At 67.1% G+C, this 17,207-nt stretch carries 13 protein-coding genes; 2 read left to right on the top strand and 11 right to left on the bottom strand.

Features of this window, described 5'->3' with window-relative positions; all coding sequences use genetic code 11:
* Nucleotide 1 precedes the first annotated feature (1 nt).
* The 3 genes from XAN126_RS0120300 to XAN126_RS0120290 form a co-directional block, all read right to left on the bottom strand.
* Nucleotides 2-1,162 (bottom strand): AGE family epimerase/isomerase, encoded by a 1,161-nt coding sequence (locus XAN126_RS0120300; RefSeq protein WP_024280396.1) that lies wholly within the window; start codon nucleotides 1,160-1,162, stop codon nucleotides 2-4.
* Nucleotides 1,159-2,382, bottom strand: coding sequence for an HAD-IIIA family hydrolase (locus XAN126_RS0120295; protein ID WP_024280395.1), 1,224 nt, complete (start codon nucleotides 2,380-2,382; stop codon nucleotides 1,159-1,161). The genes XAN126_RS0120300 and XAN126_RS0120295 overlap by 4 nt, the downstream gene beginning before the upstream one ends.
* A gap of 114 nt (nucleotides 2,383-2,496) precedes the next feature.
* Entirely contained in the window at nucleotides 2,497-3,546 is a 1,050-nt protein-coding gene (locus XAN126_RS0120290; RefSeq protein WP_029877492.1) for a dehydrogenase, read from the bottom strand.
* Nucleotides 3,547-4,065: 519 nt separating this feature from the next.
* On the opposite strand from XAN126_RS0120290, the gene XAN126_RS0120285 reads away from it, so the two are divergent.
* Nucleotides 4,066-5,733 carry a GMC oxidoreductase gene (locus XAN126_RS0120285; RefSeq protein WP_024280393.1) on the top strand — a complete coding sequence of 556 codons (1,668 nt, stop codon included), beginning with the start codon at nucleotides 4,066-4,068 and terminating at the stop codon, nucleotides 5,731-5,733.
* A 6-nt stretch (nucleotides 5,734-5,739) separates the two neighbouring features.
* On the opposite strand, the gene XAN126_RS0120280 is transcribed toward XAN126_RS0120285, so the two are convergent.
* From XAN126_RS0120280 to XAN126_RS0120260, 5 genes are all read right to left on the bottom strand, one after another.
* Complete coding sequence (locus tag XAN126_RS0120280; RefSeq protein ID WP_024280392.1) at nucleotides 5,740-7,146, bottom strand: hypothetical protein; 1,407 nt, start codon at nucleotides 7,144-7,146, stop codon at nucleotides 5,740-5,742.
* 22 nt (nucleotides 7,147-7,168) lie between these two features.
* Nucleotides 7,169-8,050 carry a WecB/TagA/CpsF family glycosyltransferase gene (locus XAN126_RS0120275; RefSeq protein ID WP_024280391.1) on the bottom strand — a complete coding sequence of 294 codons (882 nt, stop codon included), beginning with the start codon at nucleotides 8,048-8,050 and terminating at the stop codon, nucleotides 7,169-7,171.
* Between the two features lie 118 nt (nucleotides 8,051-8,168).
* Nucleotides 8,169-8,939, bottom strand: a complete 771-nt coding sequence (locus tag XAN126_RS0120270) for a polysaccharide biosynthesis/export family protein (RefSeq protein WP_245272303.1) — start codon at nucleotides 8,937-8,939, stop codon at nucleotides 8,169-8,171.
* A gap of 295 nt (nucleotides 8,940-9,234) precedes the next feature.
* On the bottom strand, nucleotides 9,235-11,397 hold the full coding sequence (locus XAN126_RS0120265) for a lipopolysaccharide biosynthesis protein (RefSeq protein ID WP_245272302.1): 2,163 nt from the start codon (nucleotides 11,395-11,397) through the stop codon (nucleotides 9,235-9,237).
* Nucleotides 11,398-11,568: 171 nt separating this feature from the next.
* Nucleotides 11,569-12,864 carry an oligosaccharide flippase family protein gene (locus tag XAN126_RS0120260; protein ID WP_024280388.1) on the bottom strand — a complete coding sequence of 432 codons (1,296 nt, stop codon included), beginning with the start codon at nucleotides 12,862-12,864 and terminating at the stop codon, nucleotides 11,569-11,571.
* 361 nt (nucleotides 12,865-13,225) lie between these two features.
* Here XAN126_RS0120260 and XAN126_RS0120255 point away from each other — a divergent pair, with 361 nt between their 5' ends.
* A complete protein-coding gene (locus XAN126_RS0120255; RefSeq protein ID WP_024280387.1) occupies nucleotides 13,226-13,717 on the top strand; it encodes a hypothetical protein in 492 nt (163 codons plus the stop codon).
* Nucleotides 13,718-13,876: 159 nt separating this feature from the next.
* Here the strand turns inward: XAN126_RS0120255 and XAN126_RS0120250 are convergent, their stop codons facing one another.
* The 3 genes from XAN126_RS0120250 to sdhA form a co-directional block, all read right to left on the bottom strand.
* Complete coding sequence (locus tag XAN126_RS0120250; RefSeq protein WP_024280386.1) at nucleotides 13,877-14,131, bottom strand: hypothetical protein; 255 nt, start codon at nucleotides 14,129-14,131, stop codon at nucleotides 13,877-13,879.
* Between the two features lie 352 nt (nucleotides 14,132-14,483).
* A complete protein-coding gene (locus XAN126_RS0120245; protein ID WP_024280385.1) occupies nucleotides 14,484-15,269 on the bottom strand; it encodes a succinate dehydrogenase iron-sulfur subunit in 786 nt (261 codons plus the stop codon).
* Nucleotides 15,270-15,369: 100 nt separating this feature from the next.
* Nucleotides 15,370-17,205 carry a succinate dehydrogenase flavoprotein subunit gene (gene sdhA / locus XAN126_RS0120240; protein WP_024280384.1) on the bottom strand — a complete coding sequence of 612 codons (1,836 nt, stop codon included), beginning with the start codon at nucleotides 17,203-17,205 and terminating at the stop codon, nucleotides 15,370-15,372.
* Nucleotides 17,206-17,207 lie beyond the last annotated feature (2 nt).

Genomic DNA, 17,207 nt, shown 5'->3' with positions numbered 1-17,207 from the left:
CTCAGCGCCTTCCCTCCACCGTGTCCATCAGCTCGGCCATGGCGCAGGTGATGTGATAGAGCGAGGAGCCGGGCGCCGGCATGGGCACGAAGCTGCCGTCCGGGTTCAGCACGTCCTGCCAGGTGCCGGGCACCGGCATGTCGAGATAGAGCTTCAGCCCGCGATAGGCGTTGCGTGCCTCGTCCGCCTCCTCGGCGCTGCCGGTGCGGCGCAGGCGGGCGAGAGCGATCTTCAGCCGCTCGGTCTGCGGCCAGAGGCGCGCTGTGGGCTTGTGGACGGTGCCGTCGGTCAGCACCTCGTTGATGGCGACGTCGTTCACCGCATCGATGCCGGTGCGCCGGCCGAAGGCGGTCAGGCGGTCGGACACCTGAGCGCCCGGCCAGCCCCAGGCGGAGAGGCCCTCGAACAGCCACGCCCATTCGAAGCAGTGGCCCGGCTCCACGATGGTGCCGTCCACGCCGGGCGCGGGCTTCAGGTCGTCGGTGAAGTATTCGAGCAGCGCGCCGGTGGCGGGATCGATGAAGCGGTCGCGGCAGAGCGTCGCCATCTCTTCCGCCAGCGCCTTCCAGCGCGGCGCGCCGGTCACCGCATAGAGCGCTGAGAAGGCCTCGAAGAAATGCATGTGCGGGTTCTGGTGGCGGTGCGGACGGGGAATGTCGTGCTCGACGAAGCCGCCGGCCGGATGTCGCCAACCCGCCTCCAGGGCGTCGGCGAGGCTGTCGGCGACGTCATAGAGGTCCGACCGCTCCAGCGCCTTGCCGGCATGGCCGAGGCAGAACAGCATGAAGGCCTGATCGTAGAGGTCGGCGCGCGCGTCCAGCACCGCGCCATCGGTGGTGAAGCGGTGGATGAACAGCCCGTCCGGCCGCCGGCCGTGGGCAAGGAGATAATCCACCGTCTCGCCCGCGAGCGTCCGCCACGGGCCGTCCCAGCCGAGACGGCCGAACTCGCAGAAGGAATAGGTGTGGCGCGCCTGCACGAACAGGCGGCGCGGCGCGTCGTCGGGCTGGCCGGCCACATCGAGCCGCTCGGCGAAGAGGCCCTTGGGATCGCGCCCGACCCGCGACCAGAGCGGCGCCGCGGCGCCGAACATCCAGGCGCGGGCGTCGGCCGCAAGGTCGGCGAGAGGGTGGGACGCGGCACCAGTAGTCTGGCCGGTCATGTCTGTGGCTCCGCGGCGGAGGTGGCGAGGATGGCGCGGGAAAAGGCGAGAAGGTCGCCGCCCGGGAACAGGTGGCCGGCAATGCCGGCGGCCTTGGCTGCGGCGATGTCGGTTGGGTTGTCGCCGATGAGGAAGCTGTGCGCGGTGTCCACCGGCCAGTTCGCCATCAGGTCCAGGATCATCCCCGGCTCGGGCTTGCGCCAGGCATGGGAGCCGCGGTAGCGCTCGACCGTGCCTTCGGGGTGGAACGGGCAGTAGCGCCAGTCGTCCAGTTCCGCACCGATCTCGCGCAGTTCCGCCTGCACGAAGGCATGCAGGACGTGGATGGCCTCTTCCTCGTAATAGCCACGTGCAACGCCGGCCTGATTGGTGACGAGGAAGACATAATAGCCGAGGTCGTTGAACAGCTTGATCGCTTCCCTCGCGCCCTCGATCCAGGTGAAGTCCTCGGCGGCGTGGACATAGCCCGTGTCCACGTTGAGCACGCCGTCGCGATCTAGGAACACCGCCGGCCGGCGGCGGCGCGCGGGCACGCTGGTCTGGGCCGCCGTAAAGGTCTCGGGGATGCCGATGTCGATGAAGAAGCCGTCATAGGCGACGCCGGTCACACGGCCTTCCGCAACGAGGCGCGGCAGGAGGTCCCCCTCCAGCGAGGAGGGCATGCCTAGCCCCTCGATCACGTCGCGGCGGACATAATAGACGCCGCCGTTGATGAGCGCCTCAGGCAGCCCCGCCCCGCGCGGGCGGACGGCAGCGACGCGGGTGCCGTCGAGCGCGATGGTCTCGTAGCGGTCCGGGTTCTGAACGAGCCGCAGGCCCATGCCGAAGGCCGCGCCGTTCTTCCGCGACGTGGCGACGAGATCGAGCCAGTTGAAGTCGAACCAGGTATCGCCGTTGACGAGCAGGAAGCTCTCGTCCAGCAGCGGCAGGGCGTTGACCAGCGCGCCTCCGGTGCCGAGCGGCGTCTCCTCCAGCGAGATGTCCACCGTGCAGTCGAAGCGGCCGGGCACGTCCGTGCCGGTGATGTAGTTTTCCACCACCTCGGCCCGGTAGCCGGCGAGCAGCAGGAACTTGCGGAAGCCGCGGCGCCGGGCCTCGGCGATCAGCACCTCCACGAACGGGACGTCGCCGACCTTCAGCAGTGGCTTCGGCGTGTCCTTGGTGAGCGCGCCGAGGCGGGTGCCGAGCCCGCCCAGCAGGATGACGCATTGCTCGGTCACGCCGGCTCCTCTCACAGCAATTCCGTTGGGGGCTCATAGCACGGCGGAAGCCACCGCGGGTGTCGCCGCGGTGACGAAGGGCGCCGGTGCGTGGATGCTCGGGGATGTTCGGGATCAGATCCCGATGGGCCAGCCCTCGGCGCCCTCCATGGAGAACTTCACCGCGCTGGCGAGACCGCCGGCCTCGTTCAGGGCGCCGATGAGCTGGTACCGGGTTTCCGGGTCGGTGAGGAACATCAGGAAGCCGCCGCCACCCGCGCCAGAGACCTTGCCGGCCCATGCCCCCGAGGCGAGAGCGATGTCGTAGAGCTTGTCCACCTGCTCGGTGGCGATGCCGGCGGCGGTGGCCTTCTTGGAGACCCAGGAGCGGCCGAGGATGTTGGCCGTGGCGCGGATGTCGCCGCGCAGCAGGGCCAGCTTCATGTCGATGGCGTCCTGCTTCAGCTTGTGCATGTTCTCGATGGTCTTGGCGTCCATCTGCTTCAGCCCCGCCACCTGCTCCTTGATGATGGTGTCGGAGCGGCGCGACTGGCCGGAGAAGCAGATGACGAGGGACGCCTCGAACTCGTTGAGATGCTCGCGGCGGATGCGCAGCGGGTTCACGATCACCCGGTCCGAGGGCAGGAACTCGATGAAGTTCAGTCCGCCGAAGGCCGCCGAATATTGGTCCTGGCGGCCGCCGGCGAGGCCGAGCTGCTTGCGCTCGATGTCGAAGGCGAGCTTCGCCACGTCATAGGGGCCGAGCGGCAGGCCGAGGGCGTAGGTGAAGGCCTCGATCAGCGCCACCACGAGGGCCGAGGACGCGCCGAGGCCGGAGCCCGCCGGCACGTCGATCGTCGTGGACATGGTGAGCGGCAGCGCCACGCCGTCGCAATAGGTCTTCATCATGTGGGTGTAGACGGCCCGATGCAGCATCAGGCCTTCGGTGATCGGATGGTCGAGGCTCGGCTCGAGCACCTCCTCCGTCCCGACATCGCGGGCGCGCAGCACCAGGGCGCCGATGCGGTTCACCCGGATATGGGCGTAGGCGAAGCGGTCGATGGTGGCATTGAGCACGTTGCCGCCGTGGTCGTCACAATAAGGGGAGAGGTCGGTGCCGCCTCCCGCAAGACCTAGGCGCAGAGGTGCGCGGGCGCGCACATTCAACGCATCGCCGATTGCCATGGTACGCGACCCCCTTCGCAAAATGGGCTGGACGAGCGCGGCTATCTAGAAGGTCATTCTTCTTACCAAGACGTGACTATGGCCGTTGATCGCGCTCAGGACGTCGGCTTTTTCGCGCACCTGCGACAAGTTGTAAGTCCTCGCCGCGGAAGGCTGGCGAACACTGCGACCGAGACATTGGGCGGCCTTGTGCTGGACGGTTCGTCTGCTATTTCTGGCCGTGTCGGGGGACGGGGGCGCTGCTTCGGGGGCGCTCCGCGCAATGCGGGAGAACGGCGTGTCCGGGATGTCTGCCGGGGTACGCGGGCAGCTTTTGCCGTTGGGCGTCCTCCCCGGCCGCTTTTCGACCGGCGCGAACCATGCGCCTCGTTTGCCTGAAATCAATTCGCTCGACGCCTCTTCGCCCGACATCTGGGTTGTCCTCCCGTCCGCGGCCTGGGACAGGCGGATCGCCCGCACCGGAACGCCGTCGCGGGGCCGGGTTCTGTTTCCACTCCCCTTTTGCTTACGGAGTTTCACGTGATTACCACGGGCCTTGCCGGACTTGATGGAGCCACCCCCGACGTCTTGATCGTGGGTGCGGGGCCGGTGGGCATCTCCATGGCGCTGGTGCTGGCGCGGTCCGGCCGCTCGGTGGTCCTCCTCGAATCGGGCGGGCCGGCACCGGAGCCGGTGGCGCAGGCCCTCTCGGACGCCGAGATCGTCGATCCCAACACCCACGTCAGCATGGCAATCGGCGTGCAGCGCAGCCTCGGCGGCGCCTCGAACCTGTGGGGTGGCCGCTGTGTCAGCTTCGACCCGCAGGACTTCGAGACCCGTCCGGCCATCCCGCACAGCGGCTGGCCCATCTCCTTCAGCGATATTGCGCCCCACATGCAGGATGCCTGCGACCTGATCGGCTGCGGGCAGAATCTCTTCGACGTCGATCTGCCGGGGTTCGATCCGAAGGACGACGATTTCTCCTTCCGCCGCCTGGAGCGCTGGAGCCTCGAGCCGCGCTTCGACCTGATGTATGCCGAGACGCTGAAGGCGGAGCGGAACATCGATCTGCGCTTCAACGCCACCGCCACTGGCATCGACTTCGCCGAGGATGGATCGGTGGCCCGCGTCAACGTGGAGGCCCCCGGCGGGGCTCGCGCCGCGCTCGCGCCGAAGACAGTTGTTCTGGCCGCCGGCGCGCTGGAGAGCACCCGCCTGCTGCTCGCAGCCCAGGCCGATGCGCCGGCGCGGTTCGGCGGCGAGGAGGGCCCGCTCGGCCGTTTCTACATGGGCCACCTCTACGCCATCGCCGCCGAGATGACCCTGACGTCGGACGCTGTGGATGGAGGCATCGATTACTTCCGCAACGGCGTGAACTACGTGCGCCGGCGCTTCATGCCCAGCGCCGATCTGCAGCGGCGTCTGGGGCTGACCAATGTCGCGCTGTGGCCGGACTATCCGCTGATCCGCGACCCGATCCACCGCAACGGCATTCTGTCGCTCGCCTATCTCGCGCTGTCGGTTCCTCCGCTCGGGCGCCAGATCGTCGCCGAGTCGATCCGCCAGCACTATGTGGGGCATGATGTGCGCCGCCTGCCGCACATCCTCAACATCCTGCGGGATCTGCCGTCGACGGCCGCCTTCGTGCCGTCGTTCTTCTATGGCCGCTACTTCGCGCGCCCGCGCAAGCCAGGCTTTTTCCAGCGCAATGCCGGGCGGCGCTACGCTGTGCGCTTCCACGCCGAGCACCTGCCGGACCCCACCTCGCGGGTGACGCTTTCCGGCGCGCGCGACGTCACCGGGCTGCCGCGCCTCAAGGTGGATCTCAAATACACCAAGGCGGACGTCGAGCCGCTGTTGCGCACCCACGACGCCTTCGCGGACTGGTTGCAGCGCACGGGGACCGGCCGGATGGAGTGGCTCGTCCCGCCGGAGGAGCGCGTCGATTACATCCTCAAGCAGTGCTACGACGGCCACCACCAGATCGGCACCGCCCGCATGGCGGCGAGCGAACGGACCGGCGTGGTGGACAGCGACTGCCGGGTGTTCGGCTCGTCCAACCTGTTCGTCGCGGGTTCGGCGGTCTACCCCACCTCCAGCCAGGCCAATCCCACCCTCACGGCGGTGACTCTCGGCGTGCGGCTGGCCAAGCACCTCACCGGCCGACTTGCCGCGACGCCCTCGGCCAGCGCGGCTGCGACGGCCTGACGCGCATCACCCGTTGAGCTTGCCGATGGCGACCTGTCGCCGCCGGCGGCTGCCGCCGATCTCGACCACATGGGTGCGGAAGGCCACGCGCCGGCCGCCTCCATTCGCCAGTGCCTCGCCGGGGGGCTTCCAGCGGCTCATGTAGATGGCGAGGCCCATGGCGACGCAGAGTTCGCCGGGGGTGAAGGTGAGCGGATACACCGCCGATGTCGCCAGCATGTAGAGGATGTAGTCGCTGAGGGCGAGGTCGAGGCAGTGCCCGGTGCGCTTGGCCGCCGTCCGCGCGGCGAGGAAGCCGGTGATGAAAAGCGTCATGATGAGGATGGAGCCGACGAGACCATACTCGAAGGCGACGCCGGCCCAGCCGAGGTCCGAGACGTAGAAGTCGGCATTCTGGAAAATGTCCGCGAGCGTCACCGTGCCGAAGCGGGTGGTGGCGCCGACGCCGAACAGCCAGCGCAGCGGCTGGTCGCCGAGAAAGCCGAAGGCCTGGGCGAGTGACGTCTGCCGCACCGACAGGGAGCCGCCGAGATCCTGGGCGGCATTGCCGCCCAGGCTGACGGCGGCGATGACGGCGAACGGCAACAGCACCAGGACGCCGGCGAGCGCCGCCCGCTTCCACCGCGGGGAGAGCGAGCTGAAGGCGGCATAGCCGCAGATCAGAATGCTGCAGCCGATCGCGGCGCGCTGCTTGTATATCCACAGCATCAGCGCGAAGGCCAGCACGATCCCGATCGCCTTCACCACGTGCGGCTTCTGCATGAAGGAGCGCGTCAGGTAGAAGACGAGGAGAATGCCGAAGAACATGGGCATGTAGATGCGGTTGCCGCGCTCGTCGTCGGTCAGTAGCAGCTTTCCCTGGGAGGAATTGTCCGTGTACCAGGCATCCGGAATGAGGATCCACAACATCAGCATCAGCACGTAGGTGGCGATGCCGAGTATGACGCAGGCGCGCCGCACGCGGTCGGGCACCGGGCTGATCCACAGGAGCATCACCGACAGGCCAAAATAATAGGTGATCGGCCAGATCTTCACGGTCGTGGCGATGGAGCCGAAGAAGTCGTTGCCCAGCTGCATGATCGACACGAGCGGCGTGATGCCGAGGCCATAGGCTAGGAAGATCACGTAGATGTACTTGCAGGGCAGGTCGAGCTTGGCGAGCCCGCGGATGGTGAGCGGCAAAGTGAGGATCGGCCACGCCTTCGACAAGGCGTAGAGCGGCAGCAATTCCGAATAATAATGGAAGCACTCGGCGAAGACCGGCAGGATGAAGAGCAGCACCGCCATGGTGAGGCCGGGCGAAAACCGCTCGCCCAGGTTGAGCCGGGTCCTGCGGACCTTCGCGGCCATGGCCGGAATGGTCACGCGCCGCAGCACGCCGCGCGGGGCAGGCAAGCCATCCTGAGCCGTCATGACCGGTCCACCATGGCGCTCCTCACTTGCGGCTCTGCGTCCCCGTGCCGGCTTGGCCCCGGTCCATGCCGTATTGGGCGGGGTTCATCCGAGCCTTGGCCACCATCAGCAGGACCGGCATGGATTCGACGAACACCCGGCGGATATGGGTCTGCGGGCTCACGATGAGGCGGTAGAGCCATTCGAGGCCGAGCTTGCGGAACACCGGATTGGCGCGCTTGGCGTGGCCGGTGAGGAAGTTCAGCGAGCTGCCGATGCACAGCGCCGTGCCGACCGCGCCACCGCGCCGGTCGACCAACTGCGTCACATATTCCGACCGCGGCGAGCCGGCCGCCATGAAGATGTAGCGGGCTGGATGGTCGAGAATGAAGCGGACGCATTTTTCCACTTCGTCCGGCTTGTTGATGAAGCCCATGGGGGGATTGTGGTGGGCCAGGTTGGTCAGGTGAAAGCGCGCCTTCAGGCTGTCCACCATCTCCACCTCTCCGCCGATGATGGTGATGGCATCGTCCGGCCGGATGTAGGTCTCGAACAGGTGGGCGGTGAGATCGCTGCCGGCCGCCAGTGGGATGTCGAGCCCGAACACCTGCCGCGCCAGGGCGCGCGGCACCTTGCCATCCATGAGGTGGAGCCAGGCCTTCTCATAGAAGGCGATGAAGCGGGGATCCTCAAGGTGGCTGTGACGCACCAGGTTCTGGGCGTTGGGCGTCACCACATAGGCGAGCGGCGCGCCGGGCGGCCGCGCGGCGATGAGGCGGCACGCCTCGTCGAGCGAGATGATGGAGAAGGGAACGCGCAGGAAGACGATTTCCTCGAACGGCTTCTCTGGAGCCGTCACGGACGGCAGCGTCGTGGACGCTTCTTGGCCGGGCGGGATATCGGGGGACAGTGAGGAGGACGTCATGGCTTCGCTTCAGGAGCGCGCGTTGATCCCGCATGGCCCCGGGCGGTGCGCTGTTGCGCCCGGACGCCTACATCGGAGAAACGGCCGCCGCGAAGTCGCTGGCGCGCCCGCTTCGATCTTACGGCACAATGCCGCCCGCAGTGGTCGTCGAATAGCTGCCCAGCGTGTAGCTGAAGCTGCGCTGGAACGGCACCACCTTGTTGATGAACTGGTCGATCCACAGGTCCACCTCGGCGATGGAGCTCTTCGGAACGTAGATGATGTCGCCGCTCATCAGCGGCACGTCGTCGGCATCGAAGCCGGTCTCGATGGTGTCGCGCACGTTGATGAGGCGCAGCATCGGCTCGTTCTTCGGCCCCCGGCGGATCAGCGCCACCTGGCCGGTGCGCGCCTCGTCGGTGAAGCCGCCGGCGAGGAGGATGGCCTTGAGCGCGCTCAGGTTCATGTCGGTGATCTTGTAGGCCCCCGGCCGGGGCACCGAGCCGCCCACATAGACCTTGGCCGACACCGCTTCCTCAAGCGCCACGACCACCTTCTGGTCCGCCAGTTCCTTGCGGGATTCGGTGCGGATGTAGCTTTCCACGCTGGAGAGCGTCGAGCCCTCCACCCGGATCTGACCGATGGCGCGGGGCGCGATGGAGCCGTCCGGGCTCACCGTCAAGTCCTCGTCCATTTCGCGGGTGAGGAAATACTTGATCTTGATCTTGTCGCCGGGACCGAGGCGATAGGACGGGGTCTGGTCGGTCCAGGGCTTGAACCGGTCGCTGTTGGTCTCGGTGAAGCGCAGCTCGTGACCCGTGGTGAAGGGCGGCGTGCCGGTGTTCTGCGACGTCGCGATGGCGGCGCAGCCATTCAGTGCGAGAGGCACGATGAGGAGGAGGGCAGACACACGCCGAAGCATGGCTCCGGCGTGTGCGGCCGGCCGGCAACTGTCTGCGTGGAAGCACCACGCGGGACGCCCGATCCTCATCCGCCCTTTGGCCCCAGCTCGCGGCATCAACCGACCCTTGGCAAAGTAAAAAATCCGCGTGAGGCGGGCGATGCCCCAGCACATCTCTCCCCAGCGAAGCGGAGGCAGATGTGGCTGTTGCAGCGCCACACTTCAAAGGAAGCTATAATTCGTTAGGGTTAACGACAGCTTATACGCGGTGCCGGGGGATGGGACGATCCCTGAAATTCGGTAATCAGGTGCGGTGATACAGCCAGTCGGGCAGGTAGTACCGCCGGCCGAACAGGACCGCCCCCAGCAGCAATCCGCCGCACTCGGTGACCTGGCCAACAAGGTGGGACGCGGCGGGGGTGCGCGTCTTCTCCGCCTGGATGGCGACGAGGTTGCCATCGGCGACCTGGCAGAATCGCTGGCTCAGCAGCGACGCCACGGTGGGGTTGGAGGCGATCAGGACGTGGTCGAAGCTGGTCTTCAGCTCCATGGTCATCCTGAGGGCATCCGAGATCGGAATGCGCAGGTCGAGCAGGGGCGAGGGCTGCACGTCCGTGAACATCCACAGGTTCGGAACCGGCGTACCGATCATGGCGACGCCACCGCGCACCTCCACGTCGCGCATCGAGGGGATCGGCGGAGGCGGAGTGGTGAGATCGATGAGCAGCGTCCTGCGGCCGCGCTGGCGGGCGAATTCCTCGGCGAGGTCCCGCGAGAACTTCGGCAGCGAATCATCGAAGTCCGGCGAGAGCACGTGGAAGACGCGCACCGGCTCGCCGTCCACTCGGGCATCCAGAAGCACGGTCGCGCAGGTGCCGATGGCGCGTTCCGACAGATCGATCTCGATCTCGTCGGGGTCCATGTCGAAGACGGCGACGACGGGCACGCCGAGCCGGTTCTCCACCTCGTGCGGCGTGACCATCGTGGTCCGCATGGCGGAGGCGAGCGCGCCGGCGGCGGCACCGAAGAGCAGGCCGGCGAACAGGCCACCCGCGAGGATCGGGAAGGTGAGTGAGCGCTTCACCACTGCCGCACCGGCATCCTGCACGACGCGGACCGACGACTGGCGCGACTGCGCAGCCGTTTCCTCGATGGAGGCCGCCACGGCGCGCCGCTGATATTCGCGGAAGCCGTCGTTGAGCGCGTCGCGCCGCCGGTTCAGCTCGATGAGGGGTGTTTCGACCGCACGCAGGGTGGCAAGACGCTCGCGCGCTACCTTGAGTTGCTCCACCAGTTCCACCTGCTGGCGGGAGAGCGAATCCTTCTCGACCCGGAGGCTGAGCACCATGGTCTGCACGTAATTGATCTGCGGGTTTCGCGAGGCCCGGTCCGTCACGTAGCGTCGGTCCTCGCGAACCTTGATCTTGGCCCGGACGGTGGCGATCTGCTTGTCCAGCTCGCGCAGCAGCACGCTGCCGGGGGCGTACTGGGCGGCGATGCGGTCGCGCTCCATCAACAGCTTGGTGAGGGTATTGGGATCCTCGTCACCGGGCACAGCATTGGTGTTCTCGGCGAACTCGAACACCGAGTTCGGCAACGCCGCCAATTGCTTCTCGGCCTCGGTGAGCTGCGCCGTCACCGCGACCTCGCGCTCGCCCACCTGGCGCTGGCGCTGGATGATGCTGTCGACCTGATTGGCGGCGAGGACGGCGTCCTGCGCGAAATCGATGATGCCGGCCTTGCTCTTCAGGCTCTCGATCTGCTTGTCGACGGTGGACAGGTCGTTGCTGAAGCGCTGCACTTCCTGGACGAGAATTTTGGAGGTGGGGTTCTCCAGCGTCCGGCGGCGCACCGCCAGATAGCTGTGAACGATGGCGTTGGTGGTTTCCACCGCGAGGGCGCGGTCGGCGTTGGTGTAGCTCACCTTGATGACGTTGGAGTTCGCCTGCACGGCGGCGCGCATGCTGCCCTGCAGGCGCTCGATCGCGCGATCGAGATCATCGTCTGAGCCCCCGAGGCCGAGCAGGGTCGCAAGCCGGCCCTTCGGGAACAGCCGGTCGATGCCGATCTGCTCCACCACGGCGCGGGCCACTTCCGCGCTCTGCAGGATCTGGACTTCCGCCTCGACCTGCTTGAGCCCCTCGATGCTGAGCACGCTCGGACCGCTGTCGGTCACGTTCTGCGCGGTCGAGACCTCGCGGCTCACGATCACCATCAGCAGACTGCTGGCGGTATATTCGGTGCGGGCGCTGAGCGCGCCGACGATGCCGACGAGCGCCGGCAGGGCCGCGGCGAGCAGGATGATCCGGTAGTGGTAGAAGGCGGCGATGAGGAAGTCGCGCAGGGTGAAGTTGGCCGTGCCGGAACCCGCGTCCGAAGCGACGTCCACGTCGTTCGGGTCCGCCTGGCGCACCACCATGAACTTCTCCGACTGCTCCGGTGTCCCCGAAGCCGGCGCCATACTCATCTCAGCATCACCTTGCTTGCCCGCTGGCCCGGCAGATCCGCTTCCCGGACACCTTGCCGAGCCCTGGCACGTCCGTGAAGTTTTCGCAGCCGGTCATCAAAATCGACTGGCGAAATTGATTTTGCTTTAACCGCAACGTCAATTCAGGCGTTCCAGCCGGCTGGCACCCGCTCACAGCGCCTTTGGCATGAGATGGCGCACCGCGAGCGTGGTGCCGATGGCGCCCTGGGCGATGAACACGGCGGTGGCGATCGCCGCCCCCATCATTCCGAAGAAGGGAATGAGAGCGGCGCACAGCGCGCTGCACACCACGAGCTGGGCGATGTTCAGCCAGCGATGGACGCTGCCATAGCCGGTCATCGACAGCATGAAGTCCTGGCAAGGCAGGAGGCAGTTCACCAACTGGCCGAGGCCCATGACCATGAGCGCGGGCGCGGCCACCTCGAATCCCGGTGCCACCAGGTTCAGGATCGACTTGGGAAAGAACACCATGACGGCGACCACCGGCGTGCCGAACAGCGCGACGGCGAGGCGTACGCGGCGGTTGAGCGCGCGCAACTCGTCCCACTGTCCTTGTCGGTGACGGGCGGCGAACGAGGGTGCCGCGACCGTGCCGATGGAGTTCGCCACCACCCAGATGAGCATGGAGATGCGGTTCGCCACGGAGAAGGCGCCCACCGCCGAAGGCTGGCCGAACACGGCGAGCAGCAGCACCGGCAGCGAGTTGAGGAAGATCTGCACCACCTCCACGACGCTCAGCGGCATGGCGGTGCGCCAGAGGGCCGGCAGGGCGTCGGCCGGGGCATCGGGAGACGGGGTGGCGAGGAGGCGGTGCCGGTCCGACACCAACATGACGAGGCCGAGCACGGTCGCAGCCAGGAGCGAGGCCGCCAGCGCATAGAGCAGGCTGTCCAGCGTATTGGCCCCGGCGAAAAGCGCGCCGAGCGTGAGCACGGGCCAGATGCCGTTCTGCACCAACTGCCCCGCCGCCCCGCGATGGAAGCCCACGAGCGCATAGCCGACGAAAATGCACAGGGTCTGCGGCAGGATGGCGTAGGCCGAGAGCCTCAGCGCATGCGCGACCTGCGGATCGTGGAACAGATAGACCGCGAGCGGCTCGGCGAGGGCGACGGTGAGCAACGTCGCCAGCGTGCCGCCGGCAGTGACGATGGCGGAGCCGGTGAGCAGCGCCCTGCGCGCCTCCTGGCCGCGCCCCACCGCGAGCTCGGCCGCCATATGCCGCAGCACCGCCTTGTCGAAGCCGCCCCGCGCCACCGTCGAGATCAGCCCGATCCAGGTGAGGCACAGGAAGAAATAGCCGGAATCATGCAAGCCCAGCGCGCGTGCGCCGAACATGTAGAGGCCGAGCTTGCCGACGAGCTCGAGCCCGCGGGAGGACATGGAGCCGACATAGGCGCCATAGGTGGCTGCGAGCGACCTGAAGTTGCGCAGGGAGATCGTGGTCATTGAGATCCGCGGGAGGAAGCGACGAGGCCGAACCGCGGGTCCCGTCCCAGAAGCCCAAACGGCGGGACCCCAATCAGGACAGGCGCGATCTCCCGGCAGAAAACGAGCAGAGCAAGCTTCGGCCGGACCACCGCACCAGCCATTGCAGCTCGCCCAGATCGCGCCGGATGAAGTTCATCCATCGCGATCATGCCGAAGATCGGTCGCGCCCGGCGACACCGGATTGAACCACGCCAGGAGTTGCCAAAACGTGCCCGTACCTTCGCAGGCCGCGCGCATGCGGCGACGGCCAGATGTTTCCGCATATCCCGAGCACCAGCAAATCGTCTACCTCTTTCAGGACTGGCTCGGGAGACGATTCATGGTGCGGATGGATCACGGCGGGAGGAGTGCACGGGAGGAGGCGATGGCGTCTCCCGCGCCACGCAACGCCACGCGGCGGGCCGGCCCAGCGGGGCGGCGCGCCTTGCTCCTGCTTGAGCTTGCCACGTTCCTGATCTCGGGCGGGAGCGCCATGGCTCAGTCGCCGATGCAGGGGCTGGACTCGCTGCCGGGCGCACGGCCGATCATGCGGCCTGATACCGACCCCTATCCTTTCGACGCCTACCAATCGATCAAGACCTACATGAGGGACAATTTGCCTCAAGGCTGGTGGGCGCCGGATCCCTTCCTGCAGGATGGTGTGTTCTCGGTGAAGGTGTTCGTTCCGGACTCCTGGAGCGGCAATCCTTCAGGCGCGATGCTGCGCCTGTGTCCGCCCCCGGATAGTCACCTGTGGCGTCGCCTGAAGGCGATCGATCTTTATCCGTTCTATCGGCATGCCACCTGGCCCTACGTCACTTGCAGGCCTTGACGGCATGCGGCGCGCCTTTCCTACCGGATAGGGAACCGCATTCCTTATCCCGCGCGTGAGGCGGAATGCGGGCCGATCGCGCTCGGCCCCGCGGTCCGGAAGCGCGCCGGATCGCGGCGCGCTCTGCACGTTCTTTCCAGGATGAGGCCTGACCGTAAATCAGGCCGCCACTTCGTCGCGCAGCGAGCGGTGCACGTGGACGGCGGCGGCAGGGACCATGTGACGACCAGACGTCCGCTCGAAGCCGAAGATCACGGCCATCAGCACGAAGCCGAAAAAGACGATGCTGCTGGCGGTGCTCAGCGTGAGCACGAGGCTGCCCAGCGCGACGAACATCTCGGACGGATGTGTAACAACCCCGAACAGTAGCGCAAAGGCGATAAGGGCGGGAAAGACGGCGCGAACGATCGACATGGCGGCTTCTCCGACTGAACCTGTCCGGGGGCTTTTCGTCACAGATAGAATTAACGTTAACATATATTTTACCGTTTTGAGAAGCGCGCGGGTCTGCGGTCCCGCGCCCTGAAGGGCACGTGATTCGCGGGCGTAATTCTTGGGGGCAGGGAGCTCTGGATCGCGCGTACGCAACGCCGGACAGCAGCGCTCCGGTTCAGCCGGAGATGCGGGCAGGTCCGCCCCGTCAGGCGGAGTGCGAGGCCTCAGATGTCCCGGAGGGCCGCAAGCGGGCGCGACACGTCGGAAAGCAAAAGGACCGCCGCGCCGATCAGGCGGGCGGTCCCGGAAATGGCCGGAGATGCGGTGAGCGTCAGATCTGGCGCTCGACCATCATCTTCTTGATCTCGGCGATGGCCTTGGCCGGGTTGAGGCTCTTCGGGCACGCCTGGGCGCAGTTCATGATGGTGTGGCAGCGATAGAGCCGGAAGGGGTCTTCCAGATAGTCGAGCCGCTCGCCGGTGCGCTCGTCGCGGCTGTCCTTCAGCCAGCGGGTGGCCTGGAGGAGGGCGGCGGGGCCGAGATAGCGGTCGCCGTTCCACCAGTAGCTCGGGCAGGAGGTGGAGCAGCACGCGCACAGGATGCACTCGTAGAGGCCGTCCAGCTTCTCGCGGTCGTCCTTGGACTGGCGCCACTCCTTCTCGGGGGCGGCGGTGTCCGTCTGGAGCCAGGGCTCGATGGAGGCGTGCTGGGCGTAGAAATTGGTGAGGTCGGGCACCAGATCCTTCACCACCGGCATGTGCGGCAGGGGATAGATGTTGACCATGCCCTTCACCAGCACCTCGTCCATGCCCTTGGTGCAGGCGAGGGTGTTGGTGCCGCCGATGTTCATGGCGCACGAGCCGCACACGCCTTCGCGGCAGGAGCGGCGGAAGGTGAGGGTCGGGTCGATCTTGTTCTTGATGTAGATCAGGCCGTCCAGCACCATCGGGCCGCAATCCTCGCGATCGACGTAATAGGTGTCGATGCGCGGATTCTTCCCGTCGTCCGGATTCCAGCGATAGATGCGGAACTCGGTCAGCTTCTTGGCGCCGGCGGGCTTCGGCCAGGTCTTGCCGGTCGTGACCTGCGAGTTCTTCGGAAGAGTGAGCTCAACCATGGGACGTCCTGAAGCGCTGGAGCGGTGACCGCCCGCAGGAATTCTTGCCATGGCCGCGCGCGGCGGGCGTTCCCCCCGGCGCGCGCGGTCGAGTGGGGCGTCAGTACACGCGCTTCTTCGGCTCGATGTACTGGATGTCGTTGGACAGCGTGTAGGTGTGCACGGGGCGGTCGTCGAGCCGAACGGCACCGGAGGCCGGGTCGAAATAGGCCAGCGTGTGCTTCATCCAGTTCACGTCGTCGCGGTCCGGGAAGTCCTCGCGGGCATGGGCGCCACGGCTTTCCTGACGGTTCGCCGCACTCTCCATGGTGACGATGGCCTGCGAGAGGAGGTTCTCGTATTCCAGCGTCTCTATGAGGTCGGAGTTCCACACCAGCGAGCGGTCGGTGACGCCGATGTCGCTCGAGGCCTTGAACACGTCGTGGATGAGCTTCTTGCCCTCTTCGAGCACCTCGCCGGTGCGGAAGACGGCGCAGTTGTTCTGCATCACCTTCTGCATGGACAGGCGCAGCTCGGCGGTGGGTGTGCCGCCGGAGGCGTAGCGGTACTTGTCGAGGCGGCCCAGTGCCAGCTCGGCGCTGTTTTCCGGTAGGGGCCGGTGCTTCTCGCCGGGCTTCACCAGCTCGGCGGCACGCAGGCCGGCGGCGCGGCCGAACACCACGAGGTCGATCAGCGAGTTGGAGCCGAGGCGGTTGGCGCCGTGCACCGAGACGCAGGCGGCCTCGCCGATGGCCATCAGGCCGGGCACCACCTTGTCCGGGTCACCCTGGCGCTTGTCCAGCACCTCGCCGTAATAGTTCGTGGGGATGCCGCCCATGTTGTAGTGCACGGTCGGCAGGATCGGGATCGGCTCGCGCGTCAGGTCCACGCCGGCGAAGATCTTCGCGCTCTCCGAGATGCCGGGCAGGCGCTCGTGGAGGATGGCGGGATCGAGATGGTCGAGGTGGAGGAAGGCGTGGTCCTTGTTCTTGCCGACGCCGCGGCCCTCGCGGATTTCCATGGTGATGGAGCGCGAGACCACGTCACGCGAGGCAAGGTCCTTGGCCGAGGGAGCATAGCGCTCCATGAAGCGCTCGCCCTCGGAATTGGTCAGGTAGCCACCCTCGCCGCGGGCGCCTTCGGTGATCAGGCAGCCCGAGCCGTAGATGCCGGTCGGGTGGAACTGCACGAATTCCATGTCCTGCAGGGGCAGGCCGGCGCGCAGCACCATGCCGCCGCCGTCGCCGGTGCAGGTATGGGCCGAGGTAGCGGAGAAGTAGGCGCGGCCATAGCCGCCGGTAGCGAGCACGGTGAGGTGCGCGCGGAAGCGGTGGATGGTGCCGTCGTCGAGCTTGATGGCCACCACGCCGCGGCAGCGGCCTTCCTCATCCATGATGAGGTCGATGGCGAAATATTCGACGAAGAACTCGGCCTGGTGCTTCAGCGCCGCGCCGTAGAGCGTGTGCAGCATGGCATGGCCGGTGCGGTCTGCCGCGGCGCAGGTGCGCTGGGCGGTGCCCTTGCCGAAATGCGTGGTCATGCCGCCGAAGGGGCGCTGGTAGATCTTGCCGTCCTCGGTGCGGGAGAAGGGCACGCCCCAGTGCTCCAGCTCGTAGACGGCCGCCGGCGCGTTGCGCACGAGGTATTCGATGGCGTCCTGGTCGCCCAGCCAGTCCGACCCCTTGACGGTGTCGTACATGTGCCATTCCCACTTGTCGTCGCCCATGTTGCCGAGCGAGGCGGCGACGCCGCCCTGGGCAGCGACGGTGTGTGAGCGGGTGGGGAACACCTTGGTGATGCAGGCGGTGCGGAGGCCCGCCTCGGAGCAGCCCACCACGGCGCGCAGGCCCGCGCCGCCGGCGCCGACCACGAGCACGTCGTAGGTGTGATCCTCGATGGGGTAGGCGGCGCCGTTGATGCCGGGCGCGGCGGCCCCGTTCGTTGCGGTATCGGCCATGT

It is taken from the genome of Xanthobacter sp. 126, assembly GCF_000526175.1.
In the GTDB taxonomy this organism is placed as follows: Bacteria; Pseudomonadota; Alphaproteobacteria; order Rhizobiales; family Xanthobacteraceae; genus Xanthobacter; species Xanthobacter aminoxidans.
This window is presented reverse-complemented; position numbering and strand designations above follow the sequence as displayed.

Bases quoted from the DNA above. Each gene is read 5' to 3' on its own strand.
- XAN126_RS0120300 (WP_024280396.1), bottom strand. From the start codon at position 1,162: ATGACCGGCCAGACTACTGGTGCCGCGTCCCACCCTCTCGCCGACCTT.
- XAN126_RS0120290 (WP_029877492.1), bottom strand. From the start codon at position 3,546: ATGGCAATCGGCGATGCGTTGAATGTGCGCGCCCGCGCACCTCTGCGC.
- XAN126_RS0120280 (WP_024280392.1), bottom strand. From the start codon at position 7,146: ATGACGGCTCAGGATGGCTTGCCTGCCCCGCGCGGCGTGCTGCGGCGC.
- XAN126_RS0120275 (WP_024280391.1), bottom strand. From the start codon at position 8,050: ATGACGTCCTCCTCACTGTCCCCCGATATCCCGCCCGGCCAAGAAGCG.
- XAN126_RS0120265 (WP_245272302.1), bottom strand. From the start codon at position 11,397: ATGAGTATGGCGCCGGCTTCGGGGACACCGGAGCAGTCGGAGAAGTTC.
- XAN126_RS0120260 (WP_024280388.1), bottom strand. From the start codon at position 12,864: ATGACCACGATCTCCCTGCGCAACTTCAGGTCGCTCGCAGCCACCTAT.
- XAN126_RS0120255 (WP_024280387.1), top strand. From the start codon at position 13,226: ATGGTGCGGATGGATCACGGCGGGAGGAGTGCACGGGAGGAGGCGATG.
- XAN126_RS0120250 (WP_024280386.1), bottom strand. From the start codon at position 14,131: ATGTCGATCGTTCGCGCCGTCTTTCCCGCCCTTATCGCCTTTGCGCTA.
- XAN126_RS0120245 (WP_024280385.1), bottom strand. From the start codon at position 15,269: ATGGTTGAGCTCACTCTTCCGAAGAACTCGCAGGTCACGACCGGCAAG.
- sdhA (WP_024280384.1), bottom strand. From the start codon at position 17,205: ATGGCCGATACCGCAACGAACGGGGCCGCCGCGCCCGGCATCAACGGC.